The sequence below is a fragment of the uncultured Barnesiella sp. genome, from assembly GCF_946496565.1.
Lineage (GTDB): Bacteria > Bacteroidota > Bacteroidia > Bacteroidales > Barnesiellaceae > Barnesiella > Barnesiella merdigallinarum.
The window spans coordinates 1-25,445 of the sequence record NZ_CAMMHD010000008.1 but is presented as its reverse complement, the minus strand read 5'-3'; the positions used below and the strand labels follow the sequence as shown (position 1 = coordinate 25,445).

General features: G+C 51.6%; 18 protein-coding genes and 1 other RNA gene. 11 read left to right on the top strand and 8 right to left on the bottom strand.

Annotated elements, in window-relative coordinates:
- Nucleotides 1–242: 242 nt before the first annotated feature.
- From rnpB to Q1K76_RS05650, 3 genes are all read left to right on the top strand, one after another.
- Nucleotides 243–591, top strand: an RNA gene (gene rnpB, locus Q1K76_RS05660) — RNase P RNA component class A.
- 35 nt (nt 592–626) lie between these two features.
- Complete coding sequence (locus Q1K76_RS05655; RefSeq protein WP_258327224.1) at nt 627–2,000, top strand: YihY/virulence factor BrkB family protein; 1,374 nt, start codon at nt 627–629, stop codon at nt 1,998–2,000.
- Between the two features lie 11 nt (nt 2,001–2,011).
- Nucleotides 2,012–2,389, top strand: coding sequence for a RidA family protein (locus tag Q1K76_RS05650; RefSeq protein ID WP_289540910.1), 378 nt, complete (start codon nt 2,012–2,014; stop codon nt 2,387–2,389).
- On the opposite strand, the gene Q1K76_RS05645 is transcribed toward Q1K76_RS05650, so the two are convergent.
- The 5 genes from Q1K76_RS05645 to Q1K76_RS05625 all read right to left on the bottom strand — a co-directional run bounded on the left by Q1K76_RS05645 (nt 2,370) and on the right by Q1K76_RS05625 (nt 5,777).
- Nucleotides 2,370–3,662 (bottom strand): folylpolyglutamate synthase/dihydrofolate synthase family protein, encoded by a 1,293-nt coding sequence (locus tag Q1K76_RS05645; RefSeq protein WP_087407509.1) that lies wholly within the window; start codon nt 3,660–3,662, stop codon nt 2,370–2,372. The two genes, Q1K76_RS05650 and Q1K76_RS05645, sit on opposite strands and share 20 nt — an antisense overlap.
- Nucleotides 3,663–3,672: 10 nt before the next feature.
- Entirely contained in the window at nt 3,673–4,221 is a 549-nt protein-coding gene (locus Q1K76_RS05640) for a chromate transporter (RefSeq protein ID WP_206422465.1), read from the bottom strand.
- A 9-nt stretch (nt 4,222–4,230) separates the two neighbouring features.
- Nucleotides 4,231–4,806: a chromate transporter gene (locus tag Q1K76_RS05635; RefSeq protein ID WP_087407507.1), complete on the bottom strand. Its 576-nt coding sequence runs from the start codon at nt 4,804–4,806 to the stop codon at nt 4,231–4,233.
- Between the two features lie 174 nt (nt 4,807–4,980).
- Nucleotides 4,981–5,277, bottom strand: coding sequence for a thioredoxin (trxA, locus tag Q1K76_RS05630; RefSeq protein ID WP_258327222.1), 297 nt, complete (start codon nt 5,275–5,277; stop codon nt 4,981–4,983).
- Between the two features lie 71 nt (nt 5,278–5,348).
- Nucleotides 5,349–5,777: a hypothetical protein gene (locus tag Q1K76_RS05625; RefSeq protein WP_258327221.1), complete on the bottom strand. Its 429-nt coding sequence runs from the start codon at nt 5,775–5,777 to the stop codon at nt 5,349–5,351.
- Between the two features lie 404 nt (nt 5,778–6,181).
- Between Q1K76_RS05625 and queC the strand changes: the two genes are divergently transcribed.
- The 5 genes from queC to galK all read left to right on the top strand — a co-directional run bounded on the left by queC (nt 6,182) and on the right by galK (nt 10,345).
- On the top strand, nt 6,182–6,835 hold the full coding sequence (queC, locus tag Q1K76_RS05620) for a 7-cyano-7-deazaguanine synthase QueC (protein ID WP_258327220.1): 654 nt from the start codon (nt 6,182–6,184) through the stop codon (nt 6,833–6,835).
- A 20-nt stretch (nt 6,836–6,855) separates the two neighbouring features.
- Nucleotides 6,856–7,215 (top strand): 6-carboxytetrahydropterin synthase, encoded by a 360-nt coding sequence (locus Q1K76_RS05615; protein ID WP_087407503.1) that lies wholly within the window; start codon nt 6,856–6,858, stop codon nt 7,213–7,215.
- Nucleotides 7,212–7,793, top strand: coding sequence for a radical SAM protein (locus tag Q1K76_RS05610; protein ID WP_087407502.1), 582 nt, complete (start codon nt 7,212–7,214; stop codon nt 7,791–7,793). The genes Q1K76_RS05615 and Q1K76_RS05610 overlap by 4 nt, the downstream gene beginning before the upstream one ends.
- A 286-nt stretch (nt 7,794–8,079) precedes the next feature.
- On the top strand, nt 8,080–9,156 hold the full coding sequence (locus tag Q1K76_RS05605; protein ID WP_087407501.1) for an aldose epimerase family protein: 1,077 nt from the start codon (nt 8,080–8,082) through the stop codon (nt 9,154–9,156).
- A gap of 37 nt (nt 9,157–9,193) precedes the next feature.
- The gene (gene galK, locus Q1K76_RS05600) at nt 9,194–10,345 is read left to right on the top strand and encodes a galactokinase (RefSeq protein ID WP_087407500.1); all 1,152 of its coding nucleotides are present in this window, start codon (nt 9,194–9,196) and stop codon (nt 10,343–10,345) included.
- Between the two features lie 90 nt (nt 10,346–10,435).
- On the opposite strand, the gene Q1K76_RS05595 is transcribed toward galK, so the two are convergent.
- The 3 genes from Q1K76_RS05595 to Q1K76_RS05585 are packed head-to-tail and all read right to left on the bottom strand — an operon-like array spanning nt 10,436 to nt 16,173.
- A complete protein-coding gene (locus Q1K76_RS05595) occupies nt 10,436–11,821 on the bottom strand; it encodes an efflux transporter outer membrane subunit (RefSeq protein WP_258327889.1) in 1,386 nt (461 codons plus the stop codon).
- The gene (locus Q1K76_RS05590; RefSeq protein ID WP_300131717.1) at nt 11,818–14,916 is read right to left on the bottom strand and encodes an efflux RND transporter permease subunit; all 3,099 of its coding nucleotides are present in this window, start codon (nt 14,914–14,916) and stop codon (nt 11,818–11,820) included. Before Q1K76_RS05590 ends, Q1K76_RS05595 begins: the two co-directional genes overlap by 4 nt.
- Before the next feature lie 6 nt (nt 14,917–14,922).
- Nucleotides 14,923–16,173, bottom strand: a complete 1,251-nt coding sequence (locus Q1K76_RS05585; protein WP_087407497.1) for an efflux RND transporter periplasmic adaptor subunit — start codon at nt 16,171–16,173, stop codon at nt 14,923–14,925.
- 693 nt (nt 16,174–16,866) lie between these two features.
- On the opposite strand from Q1K76_RS05585, the gene Q1K76_RS05580 reads away from it, so the two are divergent.
- From Q1K76_RS05580 to Q1K76_RS05570, 3 genes are all read left to right on the top strand, one after another.
- Complete coding sequence (locus tag Q1K76_RS05580) at nt 16,867–20,184, top strand: SusC/RagA family TonB-linked outer membrane protein (protein ID WP_300131713.1); 3,318 nt, start codon at nt 16,867–16,869, stop codon at nt 20,182–20,184.
- Between the two features lie 25 nt (nt 20,185–20,209).
- Nucleotides 20,210–21,991 (top strand): SusD/RagB family nutrient-binding outer membrane lipoprotein, encoded by a 1,782-nt coding sequence (locus tag Q1K76_RS05575; RefSeq protein ID WP_300131710.1) that lies wholly within the window; start codon nt 20,210–20,212, stop codon nt 21,989–21,991.
- A gap of 106 nt (nt 21,992–22,097) precedes the next feature.
- Nucleotides 22,098–25,193, top strand: coding sequence for a GEVED domain-containing protein (locus Q1K76_RS05570; protein WP_300131707.1), 3,096 nt, complete (start codon nt 22,098–22,100; stop codon nt 25,191–25,193).
- Nucleotides 25,194–25,445: the final 252 nt, after the last annotated feature.

The window sequence follows — 25,445 nt, the reverse complement described above, 5'->3', positions numbered from 1 at the left end:
TATTTAAGTTTTTGTGACGTTAAATTTAATACATTTCTCGTGCCATTATAATCGTGCCAACCTCTTTTTAAGCTCTTTTAATAAGCGGGATAACGGCTTAACAGGGGTTAACGCGGCGTACAAGTAAAAAACGAACTTGAGGGGTGATTGGTATGTCAGATTGACTGTTAAATTATCTATTTGTCAAAAATCGGCTGACACTTTTGCCTTCTTTGCCATTTTTATGCTTATCTTTGTCTCGTACAGCAGGACGGTCTGTCGCTCGCCTTGTGCGGGAGGAAAGTCCGGGCAACACAGAGCACCATATTTCCTAACGGGAAGCTATTCGTGAGGGTAGAGTCGCGTAACAGAAAATAACCGCTGCGCAAGCAGTAAGGGTGAAAAGGTGAGGTAAGAGCTCACCGGGCTTTACAGCAATGTAGAGTGCCGTACGTCTTATGGGTTGTAAGGTTATGTATACCGGCGTTGTAGGGTTGCTCGCCCGATGCCGGGGGGTAAACCGCTAGAGCCCTGTGGTGACACAGGGTCGAGATAAATGACAGACGCTCCCGCAAGGGAGTACATAACCCGGCTTACAGGCCTGCTGTATTTTTTTTTGTGAAATATGTTCCGAGCAATATAAATATATGGCTAAGCGTAAGAAGAAACCCTCGTTTTTTGCTCGAGTCAGTTCGTGGGTGAGGTGGTTTTGGCAATTTGTCTCGGTCGATATATGGCATATTACCGAGTATAAACTGCACATCCATATACTCAAAACCCTGAACCTGTCGGTCCGCTGCTTCCTGAACGAGAAGTTGCAGGAGAAGGCTTCGGCTTTGACCTTCAGTTCCATCCTGGCTATTGTGCCGGCGCTGGCCATGCTCTTCGCCATCTGCAAGGGGTTCGGCTTTCAACACATCATGCAGAGCCAGCTCTTCGACTACTTCCCGGCCCAGCGTCAGGCGCTGGAGTATATGTTGAGTTTTGTCGACCAATACCTCGACCAGATGAAGGGTGGGGTATTTGTGGGGATAGGTCTCTGCTTCCTGCTGTGGACGCTCATCAGTCTGCTGTCGAATATCGAGAAGGCTTTCAACGATATTTGGCAGGTGCAGGGCGGTCGCTCGTTCTATCGCAAGGTGACCGACTACACCTCGATGTTTCTGATTCTGCCCATCCTTATGGTGGCCTCGAGCGGTTTTTCCCTCTTCATGTCTACCATGCTCAACTCGTCGGTGGTGTTTGAGTTCATGACGCCGTTGCTGCGCTGGGTCTTCCGGTTGGCTCCCTACATCCTTACGGCCCTCTTTTTTACCGCCATTTATATCTTCATCCCCAACACGAAGGTAAAGTTCAAGTATGCCTTCATCTCGGGTCTCATTTGCGGAACGTCTTTCCAGATATTTCAATACATATATATATCGGGACAGATATGGGTGTCGAAGTACAATGCCATCTACGGTAGCTTCGCATTTCTGCCGCTGTTGCTTATCTGGATGCAGTTCTCGTGGCTCATCTGTCTGTTCGGGGCGGTGCTTACCTATTCGTCTCAGAATGTAGTCAATTTCAATTTCGAGAAGGAGACCAACCAGATTTCGCGCCGCTACTCCGACTACATCGTGCTGGTTATTGCTACGGTCATCGTGCATCGTTTCAGAGACGGGCTGCCGCCCCTGACCAAGGGGCAGATTTCGCGCCGTTATGCCATACCCATACAGTTGGTGGAGCGGACAGTCGAGACGTTGGAAGAGGCCGGTGTCGTGTCGCAAACCCTCTCGGAGGAGGAGCGGGTGCCTGCCTACCAGCCGGCTATCGACATCAATAAACTGTCGGTAGGCTATCTGTTGCGGGCTATCGATCGCGAGGGCGATGAAGACTTCATCAATAATTTGAAGGACGACTTTCCCCGCGAGTGGCGGGTTATCGTCGATACCCGTCGGCTCATGGAAGAGGCCGGCGACAAGGTTGGTTTGAAAGATTTAGAAATCGAGGAGAGCCGTGTGGAACTCCCGCAAAAATAAACTACGGACATATGAAAAAAGTAATTTCCACGACTGCAGCACCCAAGGCCATCGGGCCTTACAGCCAGGCTATCGAAGCCGGCGGTATGATTTTCCTTTCGGGACAACTCCCCATCGACCCGGCTACGGGCACCATGCCCGAGGGCATCGAGGCGCAAACCCGCCAATCGTTCGCAAACATCAAGGCCATACTGGCCGAGGCCGGTTGTACGGTCGATCACATCGTCAAGACCACGGTCTACCTGGCCGACATGTCGCTCTTCGCCCCCATGAACGAGGTCTATGCCCAACAGTTCTCGGGAGCCTTCCCGGCCCGTTCGGCTTTCGCCGTCAAAGAGTTGCCCAAGCAGGCACTGGTCGAAATCGAAGTTATTGCGGTAAAGGCATAAACTGCAACAAATCGGCCACGATAAAGGTACTGCCGCCTACGAAGATAAGGTCTTCGGGGCGGCTCTCTTTTTGTGCGGCCGTTACCGCCTCTTTTACCGTGGGGAAGCTCCGCCCCTTCAGCCCGGCCTGGGTAGCCAGCGCTTCGAGTTTGTCTTGCGGCAGGGCTCGGGGAACCGAGGCCCGGGTAAAGTAGTAGGTAGCCTCCTTGGGCAGCATGGCCAGTACCCCCGAAATATCCTTGTCGTTGACCATACCGATGACGATGCGCAGCGTGTCGTAGTGCTCGTTGCGTAGTTGGCGGGCAATATACTGCATGCCGCCGGTGTTGTGGCCGGTGTCGCAGATGAGTCGGGGCGATGCCTGCAACTGCTGCCAGCGGCCCATCAATCCGGTGAGCCGGGTGACGTGGGCAAAGGCTTCGTAGACCGATTGGTCGGTGATGCGATAGCCCAGCTCGCGCAGACGAGCCACAGCTGTGAGCACGGTGGCGGCATTCTTCTCCTGGCAGAGGCCGCCCAGTTCGCCGAAGAGGTGGGGATATGCCGGCGAGTCGAATTCCCATCCGCGGGCACTCTGCCGGGCCGAGTCGAAGCGCACGCACTCCTCGGCAAAGAAGATAGGGGCACCCACCTCGCTGGCCTTGTCGATGAATACCTGTTTGACCTCGCCCTGTGCCTCACCGATGACTACGGGGATGCCGTGTTTGATGATGCCGGCCTTCTCGCGGGCAATCTGGGGCAGGGTGTGCCCCAGCATCTGCACATGGTCGTAGCTGATGTTGGTAATCACGCACAAGTCGGGAGTGATGATGTTGGTACTGTCGAGACGTCCGCCCAATCCTACCTCGATGACGGCTGCGTCGACCGCCTGGCGGGCAAAATAGTCGAAGGCCATCATCATGGTCAACTCGAAAAACGAGGGGTGAATGTGGAGCGTGGGAGCCAGATGCTTCTCGGCAAAGTCGATGACCTCCTGGCGGGGAATCATTTGGCCGTCGATGCGTATGCGCTCTCTGAAGTCCACCAGGTGGGGCGATGTATACAGCCCCGTTTTATAGCCGTTGAGCTGCAGTATCGAGGCCAGCAGATGCGATACTGAACCTTTTCCGTTGGTGCCGGCGATGTGCAGGGTGTGGAATTTGCGGTGGGGATGCCCGAAGTACTCGTCGAGTGCTTCGCTGTTTTGCAATCCCGGTTTGTAAGCTGCGCTCCCTACTTGCTGAAACACCGGGAGCTGCCGGTATAGATATTCCAAAGTCTCTTCGTAGTTCATGATCGTCTGTTTAATAGAGAGCATATCCCGCCACACCGGCCAGAACAATCACCAGTATGGGGTGTAGCCGGGTGTAGTGCACCAGCACGAACGAGACGACCGCGATGGCGATACTCAGCGTGTAGTCGGGGAAATTCTCCTTGTTCATAAGCAGCAGGGCTGCCGAGGCAATCAACCCCACGACTACGGGACGTAAACCGGCAAATATGCTTTTGATAATAGGATTTTCTTTGTGCTTGAGGATAAAGTGACTGATCATCAGTACCAGAATGAACGAGGGCAGACACACGGCAAAGGTGGCTACCAGCGAGCCCCACACGCTGTTGCCCGTGGCTACATAGCCTACATAGGTGGCACTGTTGATACCGATGGGGCCGGGGGTCATTTGCGAAATGGCCACGATGTCGGTGAACTCGGTAGGGGTGAGCCACGGTTGGCTTTCGCCATAGTGGATGACCTCGACCGCTTCGTGCTGAATGAGGGAGAGCATGGCGTATCCGCCGCCGAATCCGAACAGGCCAATCTTCAAATAGGCCCAGAACAAGTTAAGATAGACAATCCACATGGCTTATTTCTTTTTCTCGTTATACCGCTTTTTGATGCGACTGATGATGTGATTGTAATAAATGACGCCGCCGATACCACCCAGCAGGACGAACCAGATAGGAGAGATGCCTCCCATCCAGATACCCAGGGCTACGACGATAGGGATGATTACGTTTTTGAGGTTGATGCGGGCTGTCTTGGCGGTCGAGAGTACGGGCGACACGATGAGTGCGACTACGGCCGGTCGTATACCCTTGAAGATGCTTTCGATTACCGGGTTGTCGTAGACCTGTACGAACCAGATGGCGATGGCCAGGATAATCAGGAACGAGGGGAGTATCGTGCCCAGCGTAGCGGTCAGGCTGCCCTTCAGGCCCCGTAACCGGTTGCCCACCAGAATCGAGATGTTTACGGCCAGGATACCCGGCAGCGATTGGGCGATGGCCAGAGCGTCGATGAAGTCTTCGCGCTTGATCCACTGCTGCTTGTCTACAACCTCCCGTTCGATAATGGGTATCATGGCCCAGCCGCCTCCGAAGGTAAAGGCTCCTATCTTCAGGAACGACGTAAATAGTTTCAGATATATACCTGCTTTCATAGGCTTTTGCTCTGTTCGATATGAGTACAAAACAGGGGCAGGCTATGGGTCACAATCGCCTGGCCCCTCTTTTTTAGGCGCTGCAAAGGTACGAAATAATATGGTACACGCGATAAAAAGCTACTCTTCCGTGATGGAAAACTTGGTAACTCTCTCTCTCCGTGGACTCTCTTCTCAGAGATAGGACGATAGAATTTGCTCCAGCTCGTACAGGGGAAGCGCCCCCGACTGCCGCCAGGCAATCTGCCCGTTTTTCCAAAGGATGAGTGTGGGTACCGATTGAATCTGGTAGGCCATGGCCATCGGCTGGTTTTTGTCGATGTCGATTTTAAGGACAATGAGTCTGTCGCCCATCTTGTGTTTCAACTCTTCGAGTACCGGCTTCATCATTTTGCAGGGGCCGCACCATTCGGCAAAGAAGTCGACCAATACCGGCGTGTTGCCGGCAATAATTTCCTGAAATTTTCCCATTGCAATAAGTATTAAACAATCGATATATAATCGTGCAAGTAACGGCTGTGCGAGTCGTTTGGTTCGTTGTACTAAAAGATGTTGTTGTCGTGACAGTCGACCAACCAACGTCCTTCGCGATTGACCAGAACGAGACTGATGCGCCGTATGATTTTATGCTTGTTCGAAAAGAATAGTTTCCCATCGATAAAGAGGGTGTCTTGTGTCGCATTCATCTCCGAACGCGATACGGTGAAGTGAGTGGGTTCGCTCTTCAATTCGTCGCTTTGGCTTCCCACCAGAGTCTCGAACAGGTGTACGGTCTCGACCGATTCGGGTGTGACCAGTTTGCGGGCTTCGTCGAAATTGGCGTTGGTGAGGTTCTCGACAAACGAGATGGCAATCACCTCGGGTCCCACCGGATGCGGGACAGGCGGCGCCGTGAGAAACAGCAGCGGAAAACCGACGGCCAGTGCGGTGAGGGTAAGGAATATGATGCGAACGCGTGTCTTGGCTTTCATTGCGGGTTTGAATTTGATGGTACATGAAGCAAAAGGGGGGAAGTCGTCGGTCGGGTGACCCGTCTGTCGGTACCCTTTTGCCGAAAGTATCCCCCTTCTTTTGTAACGATGTCTGCAGCCGACGGCAAAAGTCTGACGAGCCTGTGATGCTTTGCTTTGGCCGCTTTATCTTTTCTACAAAGATAACTATTTTTTGAAAGGCTTATGAGCTATTTGCCGGGAGTATTGCAATTTTTAGTTTATCTTTGCACATAACGAAGGTTGACAGCCGTTCGGCAAGGTTTGAAGTGAGCCGTTTGGGTATGTAGAAGAGGCCCGGTTGTCGCTCGCCGCGAGTTCCTGATTATATCCGGGTTGTGGGGACAGGCAGTTTTTACCCGGGAGAATTTAATGAAAAGAAGAGTATGAAAGATTCGTTGATAGTCGTTTCGGGCGGCATGGACAGCATCACACTGCTGCACGAGTATGCCGACCGCATAGCGTTGGGGGTATCGTTCGATTACGGGGCCAATCACAATGCCAGGGAGATACCGTTTGCCCGGCTCCATTGCGAGCGGTTGGGCATCAAACACATTGTCATACCGCTCGCCTTTATGAAGGAGTATTTCAAAAGTTCGTTGCTGAGCGGGGGCGAGGCGATACCCGAGGGCCATTATGCCGACGAGAACATGAAGAGCACCGTCGTGCCGTTCCGCAACGGCATCATGCTGTCGATAGCCTGCGGCATAGCCGAGAGCAACGGGCTCAAGCGGGTACTCATCGCCAATCACGGTGGCGACCATGCCATCTATCCCGACTGCCGCTCCTCCTTCATCCGGGCCATGAACGAAGCCATGCGCGAGGGAACCTACGAGCATATCGAGATATTGGCACCCTATACCGAGATTACCAAAACCGACATCGCCCGCCGGGGCAAGCAGTTGCACGTCGACTATGCCGCGACCTGGTCGTGCTACAAGGGCGGCGAGAAGCATTGCGGCAAGTGTGGTACCTGTGTCGAGCGCAAAGAGGCCCTGCGCGATGCCGGAATCGACGACCCTACCGAATACGAAGAATAACAAAAGAACAGAGCATCGATATGTATTACGTTGCAAAGACTATGGAGATTGCGGGAGCGCACGCATTGACGCTCTCATACGAAAGCAAGTGCGAGCAGTTGCACGGCCACAACTGGATTGTTACCGTCTATTGCAAGGCCCGGGAGCTCAATGCCGACGGCATGGTGTGCGACTTCAAGCACATCAAGGACAAGATTCACGGCTATCTCGACCACGGTAACCTCAACGAGTTGTTGCCCTTCAACCCCACGGCCGAGAACATAGCCCGCTGGATAACCGAGCAGATACCCGAATGTTATAAGACCAAGGTACAGGAGAGCGGCGGAAACATTGCCGTCTATCGGGTAGACGACTGTGCCGATGACGATTTTGCCCTATGAGAGTCAACGAAATTTTCTATTCCCTGCAGGGCGAGGGTCGGTTCACCGGCACGGCGGCCATTTTTATCCGGTTGTCGGGGTGCAATCTGCGTTGCAGTTTCTGCGATACCCGCCACGACGATTATACTCTTTATACCGAAAACGATATTGTGGCAGCCATTGCTTCGTATCCTGCCCGGCATGTGGTGATTACCGGCGGTGAGCCTACCTTGCAACTTACTCGCCTGCTGGTCGATAAACTGCATGAGGCGGGGAAATTCGTACAAATCGAGACCAATGGCTCGATAGCTTTGGAGCCCGATGTGGTCGCCGCAATCGACTGGATTACCTGTTCGCCCAAGGCTCTGCCCGTGAAAATCGGGCGGGTCGATGAGCTCAAGGTGGTTTATGAGGGGCAGGATATGGCTCCCTACGAGGCGATGGCCTGCTCGTACGGTGCCTGTCGCAGTTTGCAGCCCTGCGATACCGGCGATGCAGACCGCAATGCCTCTCTGCTCGATGGAGCAGTGGCCTATATCAAGGAGCATCCCGAGTGGCGACTTTCGCTCCAGACACACAAACTCATCCATATTCCGTGAAGAACAATCTCTGCCGAGTCAGGAGGGTGGGAGAGTACCGGGCATGGTCATGGGCCCGGAGAAAAGCTTTTCATATAAGCTGTTTAGATAGAGCCGTTTGACCGAGAAGCTCTATCGGTGTTGTGAGGGAACTAAGTTCCTTCAAGATTTGGTGTATAAAATTTTGTTAAATATTAACAATCGGAATAATTTTAAGTAAAAGCCGCCCAAAATTTTTGCAAGAAAAAAAGATAACATTAACTTTACACAATCAATCAATAATTCAGTTAACCTTAAAAAGAAGAATATGGATATGACTCTTTCAGGCTTGAATCCGACACATTTCCAAGGAGTTGTCGATGGAAAGAAAACAGCCCTCTATGTATTGGTGAACAAGAACGGATGCGAACTGGCCTTGACGAATTACGGGGCTCGTATCGTTTCGCTTATGGTTCCCGACAAAACGGGGAAAATGACAGATGTAGTTACCGGTCACAACAATATACAGGAATACCTCTCTTCGGAAGAACCTTATTTTGGTGCTACGTGCGGCCGATATGCCAATCGTATTGCCAAAGGTAAGTTTACAATCGACGGTGTGCTGTACGACAAGCTGGCCATCAACAACGGCCCCAACACGCTGCACGGCGGTATCAAGGGCTTTAACTTCCAGGTATGGGATGCCCGCCAGATCGATGGCCAGACCATCGAGTTCTCGCGCTTGTCGCCCGACGGCGAAGAGGGATTCCCCGGCAACCTGCGGGTAAAGGTCACCTTCAAACTCACCGACGAAAACGCCGTGGATATTACCTATCTGGCCGAGACCGACAAGGCTACGATTCTCAACTTGACCAACCACTCTTACTTCAACCTTTCGGGAGCGGGCGATCCCTACATCGGCGACCATCTGCTGTGCATCGATGCCGATTACTATCTGCCTACCGACGATACAGCCATTCCCTATGGCGAGAAATCGTCCGTAGAGGGAACCCCGATGGATTTCAGAAAACTCTACGAGGTGGGGAGCCGCATCGACGAGCCTTTCATTCAGCTCATCTACGGCAAGGGCTATGACCACACCTACGTACTGAACAAGAAACACCCGGGCGAGTTTGCCTTCTGTGCCGAGTGCATATCGCCCAAGACGGGCATCGTGCTCGATGTGTATACGACCGAACCCGGCGTGCAGCTCTATACCGGCAACTGGATGACGGGCAATTTCATCGGCAAGAACGGCCAGCGCTATCCCATGCGGGCCGCTCTCTGTCTCGAGACCCAACACTTCCCCGACAGTCCCAACCATGAGAACTATCCGTCGGTCATTTTACGTCCGCACGAGAAATTCGAAAGTCACACCCAGTTCAAGTTTTCGATTCAAAAATAATCAGTTATATAAATTACAATCATTTTAATTTAGTATTATGGATATTGAATTTGTAAGAAGTCGTTTTATCAAACACTTCGATGGCTCTACGGGGTCGGTATATGCTTCTCCCGGACGTATTAACCTGATTGGCGAGCACACCGATTACAACGGTGGATTCGTATTTCCCGGCGCAATCGACAAAGGCATGGTAGCCGAGCTCAAAATAAACGGAACCAACAAAGTGCGGGCTTACTCGATAGATTTGAAAGATTATGTAGAGTTCGGTTTGAACGAGGAGGATGCTCCCCGGGCAAGCTGGGCACGCTATATCTTTGGTGTATGCCGCGAGATTATCAAACGCGGCGGAAAGATTGCCGGCTTCAACACGGCATTTGCCGGCGATGTGCCTCTGGGTGCCGGCATGTCTTCGTCGGCCGCTTTGGAGAGCACCTATGCCTATGCCTTGAACGATATGTTCGACTGTGGTATCGACAAGTTCGAGCTGGCCAAGATCGGGCAGGCTACCGAGCACAACTATTGCGGAGTAAACTGTGGCATCATGGACCAGTTTGCCTCGGTATTCGGTAAAGCCGGCCACCTTATCCGTCTCGACTGCCGTTCGCTCGAGTATCAATATTTCCCCTTCAATCCCGAGGGTTACCGTCTGGTATTGCTCGACTCGGTAGTGAAACACGAGTTGGCTTCGTCGGCCTACAACGACCGTCGTAAATCGTGCGAGAATGTAGTGGCTGCCATCCAGAAGAGACACCCCCACGTAGAGTTCCTGCGCGATGCCAACATGGATATGCTCAACGAGGTGAAGGGTGAGATTACGGCCGAGGATTACATGCGTGCCGAGTATGTAATCGGTGAGGTTCAACGGGTACTCGACGTGTGCGACGCCCTCGAGTGCGGCGACTACGAGACCGTGGGCAAGAAGATGTACGAGACTCACTATGGCATGAGCAAACTCTATGAGGTGAGCTGTGAAGAACTCGACTTCTTGAACGAAATAGCCAAAGAATGTGGCGTGACCGGTTCGCGCGTGATGGGTGGCGGCTTCGGCGGTTGCACCATCAATCTGGTGAAAAACGAACTCTACGATCACTTTATCGAAACGGCCAAAGCCCGCTATAAAGAGACCTATGGCCGTATGCCCAAGGTATACGACGTTGTCATCTCCGACGGAGCCCGCAAGCTCTGCTAAGTGGTAGAAGAGATAACTCGATAGAAAAAATCCCCGGCGTGTCATGCACACCGGGGATTTTCTTTATACTATATTGGTCTCGGCCTGTGTTTAATAGGCTTGTGTGCTCCAGCCTCCGCCCAATACCTTGTAGAGATTGACCATGGCCAGATATTCGTCGCGTATGGCATTGCTCAGCCCGATTTGAGCGTCGAAGAAGTTACGATGAGCATCCAGTACGTCGATGTAGCGGATTACCCCGTTGAGGTATTGCAGTTGAGCCAGGTCGACATATTTTTGGGCCGCTTCGTAGAGGTTGAGTTGCAACTCCGAAGTGCGCCGCTTCTTCTGGTAGGTGATGACGGCATCGTTGACCTCGCGAAAGACCTCGAGCACCTTCTGCTCATAGGCATAGCGCTTTTCGTCGTATGCCGCCAGGGCAGCCTTGTATTGCGCCTTCTTCTTCCCGAAGGTAAAGAGCGGGGCTACCAGATTGCCTGCCACGTAGGAGAAGGGCGATTGGAAGTAGCCTCTCAGTTCGTCGTTCTCGAAACCACCCACCAGATTGATGGTCAGCCTGGGAAAACGGTCGGCATAGGCAATGCCTACCGAAGCCATGGCCGATTTGAGCTGCTGTTCGGCCTGTCGCACGTCGGGGCGTCGTTGCAGCAGAGTAGAGGGGAGACCTATGGGAATCTCTTCGGGAAGCGAGGCGTTGAGGTCAAATTTTTTCCGTTCTATCTTTGAAGGATATTCTCCCGACAGAACGGCTATTTGATTCTCTTTCAAGGCTATTTTCTGTTCCAGATTCGGGATGAGGGCCGATGCGTTGGCCAATTCCACCTGAGCTTGTTGGTAGGCCGTCTCGGAGGTGAGACCACCCTCGAACCGCAGGCGGGCCTGGTTGACGCTCTCCTCGCGGGTTTCGACCGTCTGCAACACAATTTCGAGCTCTTGGTCCAGTGCAACCAGTTCGAAGTAGGCGGTGGCCGTTTCGGCAATCAGAGTCATCTGCATGGCCCGTGCAGCTTCGACCGAATTGAGGTATTCGGCTGCTCCTTTTTTCTTGCTCCAGCGCAGGCTGCCCCACAGGTCTACTTCCCAGCTCAGCGAGGCTTTCAGGCTGAGTTCGGGTTCGATGCTGGTCTTTTCGCCGTAGTAGGCATTGGTCTCGCGGTCGGCAAATACCTGGCCTCCGATCGAGGGCCACAGCGACGCCTTGCTCACGCGGTACAACTCCTCCATTTGTCGGATATGCGCTTCGGCTGCCCGCATGTTGCGGTTGTTGTTCAGCGTTTTGTCGATGAGTTTGCTCAGGGTCGAGTCGGAGTAGAGCTCCCACCAGGCCATATCGGCCAGCGTGAGGGTATCGTTTTCTCCCGCGATGATTTCGTCCGGCAGATTGAGCTCGGGCGCCTGGCAGCGCTTCTGGATGGAGCAACCGTTCAGAAGCAACGCGGCCAGCAGTATGAATAGAACTATTTTTGTCTCTTTCATCGTTTCATCAGTTTAAATTTCAGCTTGTATACCCATACAAAGAGCAGGGGAACAAAGATAATACCTATCGTGATGGCCACAATCATACCGAAGAATACGCCGGTACCGATGCCTTGTCGGCTGGCCGAACCCGGACCGCTGGCAAAGACGAGCGGCAACATACCGAGGATGAAGGCCAACGAGGTCATTACGATGGGGCGGAACCGCAGGTGTGCGGCTTTGATTACCGCATTGACTACGTTGTTGCCTTTCTCCACCTCCTCTTTGGCAAATTCGACGATAAGGATGGCGTTCTTGGCCACCAAACCGATGAGCATGACCAAACCGATTTGGAAGTAGATGTTGTTTTCGAGCCCGCATATCCAGTTGCCCAGATAGGCTCCCACACCGGCAATCGGCAGGGACAGAATCACGGCTACCGGGATAGACCAACTCTCGTACTGGGCTGCCAGGAACAGGAAGACGAAGAGCAGGGCCAGTGCCAGCACATAGCCGGTTTGTCCGCTTACATGCTTCTCCTGATAGGAGAGGCCGCTCCATTCCACACCGATGTTGGAGGGGAGGTGCTTCTTGGCAATATCCTCGAGGATGGTCATCACCTGGCCCGAGCTGTAGCCCGGAGCCGCTTCGCCCGATATGGTAGTCGAGGTGAACATGTTGAACCGTCGTATCGTACCCGGGCCGGTCGTGTACGAAGTAGTGCCGAGGGCCGTGATGGGTATCATGGCGTTGTTGCTGCCCTTGACGAAGAATAGGCCCAGATTCTCCTTGTGAGCCCGGTAGGGGGCTTCGGCCTGGATGTAAACCCGATAGATGCGGTTGAACATGTTGAAGTCGTTGACATAAATCGACCCCGTAAAGGTTTTGAGAGTCGAGAATATATCGGAGATTTTCACGCCCAACATCTGAGCCTTGTCGCGGTCGACATCGAAATAGAGCTGGGGAATATCGTTCTGAATCGATGAGGAGAGGCCGCTGATTTCCTTACGTTGCGAAGCGTAGTAGAGCAGGGTATCGGCCGCCTGTTGCAGGTTTTCGTAGGTAGCGTCGCCACGGGCCTCGAGTACCATCTCGAAACCTCCCGAACTACCCAGACCCGGGATAACGGGCGGTGTGCTCAGGTAGGCTTTGCTTTCGGGATATGTGTTCAGTTCTTCACGAATCTCTTCCATGATTTCGCGCAGGTTCGACGACTTGCGCTCTTCCCAGGGCTTGAGAATGACGGTCAACTGGCTGCGCGACTGGTTGGTACCCACACGAGGGCTCGAGCCGGTCACGTTGAGCACATAGTCTACATCCTTGCGCGACATCAGATAGTTCATGGCCCGGTCGGTCACGGTCCGGGTACGCTCGAGGGTAGCCCCCTCGGGCAGCTCCAGCTCGACAGTGAAGTATCCCTGGTCTTCCTGAGGCATGAAACTTTGAGGTACTACCTTGTTGAGCAGCCAGATGGCAATCAGGGAGAGCCCGAAGGCTACCAGCACCCGGCGCGGATTTTTCAGGCCCTTGCGAATGAGTCGCTCGTAAAGCCGGTTTCCGAGTCCCAACCACAGATTGATATAGCGGAATACCTTGTTTTTCTTTTTACCCGAGGCCGGACGGAGCAGCAGGGCACACATGGCCGGACTCAGCGTGAGGGCGACCACGGTCGAGATGAGCACCGATACGGCAATGGTGATGGTAAATTGGCGATAGAGCTGACCCGTGATTCCGGCCAGAAAGCTCACAGGCACAAACACGGCGCACAATACCAGCGAGGTGGCAATAATGGCACTGCCCAGTCCCCGCATTGCCTTTTTGGTGGCGGTATAAGGGTCGAGGTGCTCTTCATTCATGATACGCTCGACATTCTCGACTACCACAATGGCGTCGTCGACCACGATACCGATAGCCAGAATGAGACCCAACAGAGTCATCATGTTGAGCGAAAACCCGAATGCCAGCATGATACCGAAGGTACCGATCAGCGAGATAGGTACGGCAATCACGGGGATAAGGGTAGCCCGCCAGTTCTGCAGGGAGAGGAATACCACCAGAATAACCAGAACAAGAGCCTCGAACAAGGTGTGATACACCTCGCTGATCGATTGCGAGATGTAGGAGGTCATATCGAACGGAATCTCGTAGGTAATGCCTTCGGGGAAGTTGCGGCTGATAGCCTCCATCTCTTTCTTCACCGATTTGGCTACCTCCATGGCGTTGGCTCCCGGCAACATGTTGATGTTCAGCACGGCAGCATTACCGCCGTTGATACCGCTCTCGGTGTTGTACGACTGGGCTTCGAGCGAGATGCGGGCCACGTCGCGCAAGCGGGTCAGCGACCCGTCGGGGTTGGCCCGAATCACAATCTCTTCAAACTCGGCTACCGACGACAATCGCCCTTGTGCGATGATAGGGGTGGTCACGTCGATGTTTTCGATGGGTTGTTGACCCAGCACACCGGCAGCCGATTCCCGGTTCTGGTCTTTCAGGGCCTTTTGCAGGTCTTCGACCGTGAGTCCGAGGTTGGCCAGTCGGTCGGGTTGAACCCATATTTGCATGGCGTAGTAGCGACTGCCGACATTCGACACGCTACCTACGCCCTTGACACGTCGCAGCACATCTACTACGTTGAGTGTCGCGTAGTTACTCAGATAAATCTCGTCGAATTTCGGGTCGTTCGACAGCAGCGTAACGGTCATCAGCTTGCTCGAAGCCTGCTTCTCTACCGAGATGCCGTTTTGTACCACCTCGGCCGGCAGACGGGCTTCGGCCTGCTTGACCCGGTTTTGTATTTCTACGGCCGCCAGGTCGGGGTCGGTCGATATGTCGAAGGTGATGGTTGCCGAAAAACTACCCGAGTTGCTGTTGGTCGACTCCATGTAGAGCATACCGGGGGTACCGTTCAACTCCTGCTCGATAGGTGTGGCTACGGCTTGGGTAACGGTTTGGGCACTCGCTCCCGGATAGGAGGCCGAGACCTTGACTACCGGGGGAACAATCTGGGGATATTGGTCTATGGGGAGGAGGATAAGGCCCAATACACCCACAATTACGATCACGATTGAAATGACAATCGAGAATATGGGCCTGTCAATAAAGAAGTCCGATTTCATAATGCACTAATTTTTGGGACTTTCTTCTTTTTTGGACTCTTCTCGATAAATGGCCGGTATCACCTTGTCGCCGTGGGTAAGTTTGTGGTATCCCTCTACAACGATGTTTTCGTTGGGGACAAGGCCACGCTCTATGATTACGTTGTTACCCACTTCGGGACCGAGTTCGACCATCCGGCGTTCGGCTACGCTGTCGGTTCTTACGACAAAGATGTAGGCGCCGCCCTTTTCGATAATGATTGCCTTGGTAGGTACTACGACCGCTTTTTCCCGTACATCGAGCAGAAGTCGCACTTTGGTAAACTGTCCCGGCAGCAGGATGTGCTCGGGGTTAGGCATCTCGGCACGAACCGAGAAGGTACCGGTTTGCGGGTCGACCTGCGGGTCGGCAAAGTCGACGATACCCCGTTGCGGGTAGGCCGAGTTGTCGGGCAGGGTGATGGTGATATAGGGTTCCCACGTGCGGGTTGTATCTTTCTGTCCCAGATTCACGTTGCGGGCTTTACTTTTCAGGTAGTCTAGCCCCGTCATGCTGAAGTCTACGCGCACCGTGTCGCTCTTGACCACCGTAGCCAGCAGCGACTGTCCACCCGGGCTCACGAGGGTACCTATGTCGACATTACGTTCCGATATGTAACCCGAGATGGGCGAGCTTACGGTTGTATACCCCAATGCTGTTTCGGCTTGGGTGAGGTCGGCTTCGCTCATCTCCACCTCGGCCTTGGCGCTCTCGTACGAAGCGATGGCGTTGTCGAGGTCGAGTTGACTGGCAGCATTCTGCTGGTAGAGGGGGCGTATACGCTCCAGGTCACGCTCGGCTTTCAGGGCCAGAGCCTTGTTCTTGTTCAACTGAGCTTTGGCTTTGTTGGCTCGGGCCTGGTACAGTTTAGGGTCGATAATGAAAAGTGGCTGACCCTTTTTTACATAGGTGCCTTCGTCGAAAAGCATTTTCTCGAGGAAGCCCTCGACCCGGGCCCGTATTTCGACAAACTGCTGGGCTCTGATGCGACCCACATATTCGCCATAAATCTCTACATCGTCGGTCTTCACGGGCTCTACTTCTACAATCGGCAGGTTGGGAGCCGGAGGTGCCGGTCGCAAGAACCAGTATAAGCCACCGCATATCAGAAGCAGGGCTATACCTATATATATCCACGAGCGTAACGAAATGCGGCGAAGTTGCTCTCGTAGCAGCAAAATGTAACCACCGATTCTTCGGGCCGTGCGCCGAATATTCTCAAAAGAAAGTTTTGTCATAAAATTTAATTCGTTGTTTTTTAGTGTCGAAACACAGTAATCCTAATTTAATGAAGAATGGAATGGTTTGCAAAAATACACTTTTTCCCTTTTATATGCGTTATTCTATTGCAATATTTAGAAAAAGAATCGCGAAAAATGGAGTTTTTTTTGTTTTATTCCAATTTAAATCGGATATTTGCAGCGGCTAAAATTTGATAAAGGCCCTTTTTTTGTAAAAAATCAATTTACAAAAAAGAACATATTTTATTTTACTTAAAAAAATGCTTCTGTTGAGTGGTTAAATTACTGAATATAAATGAATTTAAATTTTAACAAATTGACTCTTCGTACCATGATTACACAAAATAGAAAAAAAATATTTTTTTTTACTAGGGGAAAATCGGGAAATGGAGTTATTTAATATATCGTGAGAAAAAATAGCAAACTATATATAATGTATAATATGCCAGAAGAACGAACCATGAAAAAAACATTTCTTTTTTTGCAGGGAAATCAAAAAAATATTTATATATTGCAAGCGTTTTCTATTTGGAACGTGTAAAATTTGTTGTATGGGTTTTTACAAGTGATAGCTTTTCTTGAATAAAAATAGCATAATGATAATATATAAAGCCTATGGAGATTAAGTAATAGTTTTTTTAATGAGAGAGGTAAATTTTTTTTAGTATTCGAATACCTATAAATGCACGTATGTATAGAAGAAATCTAAAAGCAATTATTGTAGCTTTTGTACTGGTTTCAGGTTTTGGAATCGGTACCGCTGCGCATGCCAGTGCAGCCCCGGCTGTGGCGTCGAGTACGACACAAGCCCAGAGTGTAAATCAGAATGTAGCCGCAGGTACGAAAGTGGTTACGGGTACGGTTACCGACCCCTCGGGCGAGACTCTTATCGGTCTTACCGTAAAGGTTGTGGGTACCAACGTAGTCGTAGCAACCGATATCGACGGTAACTATTCTATCAAGGTTCCCGCAGGGAGCAACGAGTTGGAGTTTTCGTATATCGGCTATGAGACGATAAAGAAAGCTATCAACGGACAGAGCAAGATTGATGTAGTGATGGACAGCAACGACAAGCTGCTCGACGAAGTGGTGGTAACCGCCATGGGTATTACCCGTAAGGAGTCGTCGCTGACCTATGCTACTCAAGAGATCAAAGGCGACGAGCTGATGAAAGTACAGGATGCCAACTTTGTAAACTCACTGCAAGGTAAGGCTGCCGGTGTAACGATTACACAAAGTGCCGGTGGTGCCGGTGGTACTTCCAAGATTCTGTTGCGTGGTAACAAATCGGTTATGGGTAACAACAGCCCGCTGATTGTGGTCGACGGTATTCCTATGACCAACCAGATTGGTGGTGCCGCTTCGGCATGGAGCAGCGATGGTAACTCTCTTACCTATTCGAGCACGGCCGAGGGTGGCGATGCCCTTTCGCTCATCAACCCCGACGACATCGAGAGCATCAACATTCTGAAAGGTGCCAATGCCGCCGCCCTTTACGGTAGTGCTGCTGCCAACGGTGTGTTGATGATTACCACCAAACGCGGTAAAGAGGGTAGTGTCACGGTGAGCGTGAACTCCAATGTAACTTTCGAGACTCCGCTGGTTCTCCCCCAAATCCAAAACACCTACGGTGCCGATGTCAACGTGGCTGCCAATCAGCTCTCTACCACGAGCTGGGGTAAGAAGGTGTCGGATATGACGGCCGACGAGCTCGCCTACTCGGGCGCTCATCTGCGTAATTATACCCAAAACGATATCGCCGACTTCTTCGATACGGGTGCCACCTACAACAACTCGGTTTCGGTAAGCGGTGGTACCGAGAAGGTTCGTTCCTATTTCTCGTATGCCAACTCCTATTCCGATGGTATGGTGCCACACAACTCGTATCAGCGTAATACCTTCTCGTTCCGTCAGAACTACTCGTTGTTCAACAAGAAATTGAATGTAGACCTGTCGTTGAACTATGTACACGCCAATACCAAGAACCGTCCCGGTGGTGGTACGGTCATGAACCCCTTGTACGACTTGTATCGCATGCCGCGTAACATCGACATGGACTACTATCGCAAGAACTATCGGGGCGAAGGTACCTGGACCTCCAATATCTATGGCTACTACAACGACAAGAGAGAGTGGATACCCAACGGTACCACCCAGTTGTCGGGTCCCATGCAACAATGGGCTTATTTCTCGGCCGGCAACAACAACCCCTACTGGATTACCGGCATGAACCGGAGCGAAAACACCGAAGAGCGTGCCTACGGATCTATTTCGGCCAGCTATGAGATTATTCCCGGCTTGAAGGTTCAAGGCCGTTTGAACATGGACCGTGCCAAATACAAAGGCTATACCAACCGCTACGCAACCACCTGGAACGTAGCTACCATGGAAGATTACGGTATGTATGGCCAAGACCTCTATTGGAGCAACGATGTCTATGTCGATGCCATGTTGAGCTACAACAAGGAGTTCAAAGATTTCTCGGTATCGGCGTCGGCCGGTTGGGTAGGGCACACCGTGAAGGGCGAAACCCAAAAGATGTGGAACCGCGCTACCTACTTCTCCTACACCTCGATGAACGAGCTGCCTACCCGCATCAACTTCTTCGAACCCACCGCTTCGTGGGGTGCCGGTAACGTAACTACCTACAGCCTCTCGTCCAACTGGGACAAGGGTCTCTTCTTCACCGGTCAAATCGGTTATAAAGATTATGTATACTTGGAAGGTAGCTACCGTCAAGACTGGTATCGTGCCTTCAAACAGTTCGAGTATCGTGGTACGCCCGATAACTACGGTTACTTCTCGGTAGGTGCCAACACCTTGATGCACAAATACATCACCATGCCCGAGTTCATCACTCACCTGAAGCTGCGCGCATCGTATAGTGAGGTAGGTAACTCGATTCCCAACGAGGTATTCAGCATGGGTTCTGAAAACCTGGCTACCGGTGCCATCGCATCGTCGACCTACGGCTACTTCGACAACCCGCTGCCCGAAACTTCCAAATCGTTCGAGGCCGGTTTCGATGTATCGCTCTTCGAGAGTGCCCTCAACTGGGATTTGACCTACTATCACACGCAACTTTGCAACAGCTACTTCCTGCAAACGACTACGGGTGGTAAGTTGAAACCTGTAAATACCGGTATGATTCGCAACCAAGGTGTCGAGACCACGCTCTCTTACTCGCTCAACTTCTCGAAAGACTGGATGTGGAGAACCTCGGTCAATTTCTCGTACAACGACAACAAGATTGTGAAAACCTTCAAGGACGACCAAGGCAACCCCGCCAAACTCGAGCAGAAGATTGCCGGTGGTAACATCGTGGTTCGCTACGACGAAGGTGGTTCTTATGGCGACATGTACGCTCTCGACTTCCGTCGCAATGCCGACGGCAGCATCTGGTTGAGCTCCGAAGGTGCTCCCCAGGTAAGTACGACCGACTTTGTCTATCTGGGCAACATGAACTCCAAGTTCCAGCTGGGTTGGGGCAACACCTTCACCTGGAAAGACCTTTCGCTCTATTTCCTGATCAACGGTCGCATCGGTGGTAAAGTCATTTCGCTCACCGAGGCTTACCTCGACTATCAAGGCGTTTCGAAACGGGTAGGCGATGCTCGCGACTATGCGGCTGCTCACAACCTCGTGTGGACGTCGCCCGACGGTTCGGTTACGAAACCGGGTATGATTATGCCCGACGGCAATGTGGCTCCTATCCAGGAGTACTATCAGACCGTAGGCGGTAACTACATGGGCTCGCAATATGTGTACGACGCCACCAATTTCCGTCTGGCCGAACTCTCGCTGGGCTATACCTTCCGCAATCTGTTCGGCGGTGTTATCCGCAACCTGTCGCTCTCGGTTATCGGCCGCAACCTCTTCTTCATCTACAAGGATGCTCCGATCGATCCCAATATCGCTCTTTCGACCAAAAACGGTTTGGGTGCATTCGACATTTTCAATATGCCGGCAACCCGTTCGTTTGGTGTGAATTTGAAAATTGATTTTTAAGTCGTAGCTAATAAAGAATAGAAATATGAAAAAAACCATTTTAACGGCATTTTGTGCCATGCTTGCCGCTGCAAGCCTGCACTCGTGTTTGGATTTCGATATGCCTACCGATACCTTTACCGGCGGTCAGACCGATTTGGACCCGGTCGTGTACAAAGGTAAGGCCGATAGCATAGACTACTGGAAGAATATTTCGGAGGAGGGTTTCAACGAAGCTCAATCGCAGTTGAGCCAGTATTTTGGCCAGATGCAAACGGCTCAATATTATCTGCGGGGCGGTAAAGATGGGCAGTACCCGGGGCCGCACCAATACCAATATGTTTACAACATCACGGTCGACAACTACGCCGGCTATATGGTAGTACCCCACAATTTTTCACATGGTCAGGGTGGCTTGCTCAACTCGACCTATGCCTACAACCAGGACTATTGCGATGGCCCTTATGGTGCATTCCTCGGTATCAAGAACAACATCGCCAACATGATCAACCATCCTATGATCGATTCGATTCCCGAATTGAAAGCCATCGGTCTGTTGATTTTCGACTATTCGGCACAAGAAATGGTCGACCTCTACGGGTCTATCCCTTATTTCGACCACAAGGCCAACAAGGAGAGCAACCCCTTTACCTTCAACAAGATGGAAGAGATTTATATCTCTATCGTGGATAACCTCGATACCATCAACGCCTGCTTGAAACATTTCGAGACCCGTCCCGACTGGTATAAGGCCGGAGTACAGTCTATTCTGTCGCAGAATGATGTAATATCGCAAGACAAGAGCGTAGAATCGTGGCGCCGGTTGGCCAACTCGTTGAAACTGCGTATGGCCGTGCACATTGCGAAGGTACAGCCCGATAAAGCCAAAAAATGGGCCGAAGAGGCTGTTCAAGCCGGTGTGATAGAAACTACAGCCCAAGAGATGTATCTCGATCCCCTTATGTTGGGTTATACAAATCCTTTGTCCGAGATTGCCATCAGTTGGGGTGATACTCGTCTGAACGCTTCGTTCGAGAGCCTGCTCGCCAGCCTCAAGCACCCCTATCTGGAGTATGTGTTCGACAAGAACAGCAATATTATTGTCAACAAGGACGATCCGAATGACATCATGCAGGCCAATACCCGCATCATCGGTCTGCGCGCTGGTATCCGCATGAGTCCGGGTCAGGCCTACAAGGACAATTTCCGCATTGCTTACTCGTCTATTAAAAACAACCCCGAAATGGCCGGTGCTCCGCTCTATGTGATGAAGCTTTCGGAGGTGCAGTTCCTGCGCGCCGAGGGTGACTTGCGCGGCTGGACCATGGGCGGTAGCGCACAATCGTTCTACGAGGCCGGTATCCAAAACGCTCAGGTAGAGCATCGTTGGACTCCTCTCTATCCCAACTATGTCGACGAGTATATGAGCCTCGAGGCTGCGGTGCCCTATAAATATGAAGACCAGTATGACCACAGCAACGACATTGAGAGCGTGACGACGATTGGCGTGAAATGGAACGAGGGCGACTCGAAAGAGACGAAACTCGAGAAGATCATTACCCAGAAATATATCGCCGCTTTCCCCTATTCCTACGAGGCTTGGAACGACTTGCGCCGCACGGGCTATCCCAAACTGTTCCCCGTGTTGAATGTCGAGGATGGCGACGATAGTCTGGTACAGGGCGACATTATTCGCAGAATACCTCTGCCCGGCCGTGACACCTCGGTGGGTATGAACGATATCAACACCTCGGGTATCGAAGCTTTGGGTGGCGACGATAAGCAGGGTACCCGGGTATGGTGGGACGTAGAAGGTGCCAATATCTAAACCGTATAGTTCGGGAGCGAGGGGGCTTTCCCCCGGGAAGGCCTCTCTCGCTCTTCGCTATAAAAATCACAAATTACTAATTACTAATTTTTTTAATGTTTTTATCATGAAGAAGTTTACTGTATTTGGTGCGGCTTTGCTTTTGGGCTTGGCTGTGAATGTGCAGGCTCAGGAGGTGGAATACCCTGCGTCTGCATCGACCGATCTTTTTGACTTTACTCCATGGGACAACGAAGCTTTGCTTGTCTTGTTTGCCAATGCGGCAGACGAGGGTCGCAAGTATCCTACCCCCGAAGAGTTTGAAGCTGCCGGTTTCAATCTCGACTTGGAGTTCTCTCGCTCGCACGTGCGTCCGGCCACCATCATGGAGGATTCCGCCAAAAACATCGTAGAAGGTGTGTATCCCACCCGTCGCTTGTGGATGAACATTCCTACCGGTCAGGGCGACCTGATTGGTGGTTATCCCAGTTCCGAGTTCCACAACGACGTGTACTCCATGTGGAACTACACCAACTTGTTCGGTGCCTGGAACCACAGCATTCTGCAAGCTCCCGGTTCGTGGGCCGATGCCGCTCACAAGAACGGTACCCACATGTTCTCGGGTATCAAGTTTTTCGAAAGCTGGAATCCTGACGGAACATCGGATGAGTATGTTAAGTTTATTACGACCAAGAATGAAGACGGCTCTTTCCGGTATGTCGATGCGCTGTTGAATGCCTTGATTTATCTGGGCCTCGACGGTATCAACTACAATTTCGAGGATACGGGGTATAGCCAAGCTGACGTAAAGGCTTTCCACAAAGCCCTCTACAAGAGAGCTGCTGAAATCGGTTTCGACAGCTTCCACATTGGTATATACACAAGTAGTGCGATATTGTCCGCTGGCAATGCAGATGCAATATTTGGTACAACCTCAACCGGTAAGACAGCCGACCTGATGCTGAACTACTCGATGAATGACATCACCCCGTATGCAGCTCAATCTGTAAAGGCTGCTGAAACGGCCATGGGTACCGCCGACGGTCTCTATGCCGGTGTGTGGATGGTAACGATGAACCGCTCTTGGACGCGACTGACCGGAAGCGAAGAGGCGGATCGTTGCGGTATATGTCTGTGGGGCGAACACAAAGTGAGCCGTATCTTCCAGTACACGATAGGTAACTCGCTGATGGAGTTGCAATCCAACTATCAGGAACTGTTGGAGAAAGTATTCAGCGGCTCCAATCGCACGCCGCTCAATCGTCCGGCCATTTCGAACATGCCCGGTGCGTTCCAGGTGGCTAACTCGGTAGGTACCGCCTATCAGTTGAACAATTTCTTTGGTCTGGCCGAGTTCATTCCCGAGCGTACGGCTATTCAGGGCGACCTGCCTTTCAACACCAACTTTACGCTGGGTAACGGCGATTTCTATGCCTACAAAGGTAAAAAGACGCTGGGCAGCTGGTACAACATGGGTCAGCAAGACTATGTACCTACCTATCGTTGGGTCATCTACAACACGGGTACCGAAACCCTCTCTAACGACATCAAGGCCGAGTTTACTCACGAAGATGCTTACATCGGTGGTTCTTCGTTGCGCCTGAAAGGTACTCCCACTTCGACGGGTGCCGACGTATGGTTGTATCGTGCCAAACTGAATGTTTCGGCCGGTAATCCTAAAGCTAAAATTGCTGTGAAGACGGGTGTTGAGGGTACCAACGCTTCGAACCTCTACCTCATCTTGAGAAAATTCGACGATTCGAACTGGATGGAATTCCCCGTAGGCGACCTGGCCGGTGCAACCTGGGAAGAGAAAGAGATTGCTCTTACCGGTATTAACACCGGCGATGTAATCGAATACATCGGTTTCCGTGTGAAAGGCAGTGCTGCCAGCGACGATTATAAGATTATGGTTGGCCAGCTCATGCTGAGCGACGACCGTGCTGCTTCGACTCCGGCCAGCATCGATGGCGAAAGCATCATTGCCGAGGTGAAAGAAGAGACTACCTCTTCGTTGTCGGTGAAACTCACTTGGGAAGTAGATCCTACCGGTTTCACGCTTGCCCGTAAAGACTATGGCATGATTTACAACGACGAGGTGAACATCGACCATTTCGAAATCCTTTACAAGAATGGCGAAGAGGGTCGTGTATCGGAAGTAGGTCGCACCTCTACCTGGTCGGCTTATGTAGGTAACATTCAGTTCGAAGATGCCAGCGACGAACCTTACATCGGTATCCGTTCGGTATCGAAAGACATGAAGACCTATTCGCCCATCGAGTGGGTTCACATCGCACGTTCTACCGAAACGTTGCCCGAGGCTTCTTCTTCGCAATATCCTCCCACGTACATCAATACGGCTTCCGACGGTTATCAAACCGCTTTGAAGATTCGGTTTATCGAAGAGTTGACGACAACGGGTGCTACGCAGAATATCAACTATTCCAGAAGCGACTCTGTGGGCGGCGACAACTACGTATATGCCGAAGATTGTGTACTGAAAGTAGAACAAGGCCAACAAATAAAATTGCACCTCGATGCTTATGGTAATGGTATAATGGACCAATATGCTCCAGGTTATGATGCCGAGACTAACGATAACCTGAAATACTGCTTCGGTATAGGTTATATCGACTGGGATATCAACTATCAGTTCGATGCATCGGAGGGTAGTGACGAGGTTGTGATCGAATGCGGACAGTTGAATGCCGGTACGCCTGCAATTGCCGATGGAATTGACTTTACAATCGATGTTCCCGAAGATGCTGCCGTAGGTATGACTCGTCTCCGTATCGTATTCTCGGATGCCTGGTTCCCGCACCCCGGTCCCACGGGCGCTACGAATAAAGGCTTCTCGATCGACTTCCCGGTTGAAGTAAGCGGTACGAACCCGGGTCGTGAACCGGCTGCAAGCTATACCGAATTCCGCGATCAAGGTGTTGCCGACGAACCCGAAATGAACGAAGTATCGGGCATCGAGAACGTAGTCAACGAAAACGGTGGTCTCTCTGCTGTTTCGTCGATGTATCCCACGGTTACGAGCGATATGATCTACTTCAACAACGTAGAAAAGGCTTGGATCTACACTGCCGACGGTCAATTCGTTAAGTTCTTGAAGAACAACCCCGAATCGGCTAATGTATCTGACCTCTCTGCCGGTGTTTATGTAGTGAAGATGCAAAACGGTCGCGTAATTCGCAACCAAAAGATGATCAAAAAATAATCTAAGATTGTTTTAGATTATAATCAGTCTGAAAAAGACTGCCTCTCTCGAAAGGTTATCCGATGTGAATCGGATAACCTTTCTTTTTTTTCCCGCCAGGGAAGAATACAAATGGAGTGGGGTAGAGTGAGGAGATGGGTGAAACAGAAAAGGCATTGGCAACCGCATGAACAACGATTGCCAATGCCTTTATTGTTTTGTCGGGGTAGCGGGATTCGAACCCACGACCCCCTGCTCCCAAAGCAGGTGCGC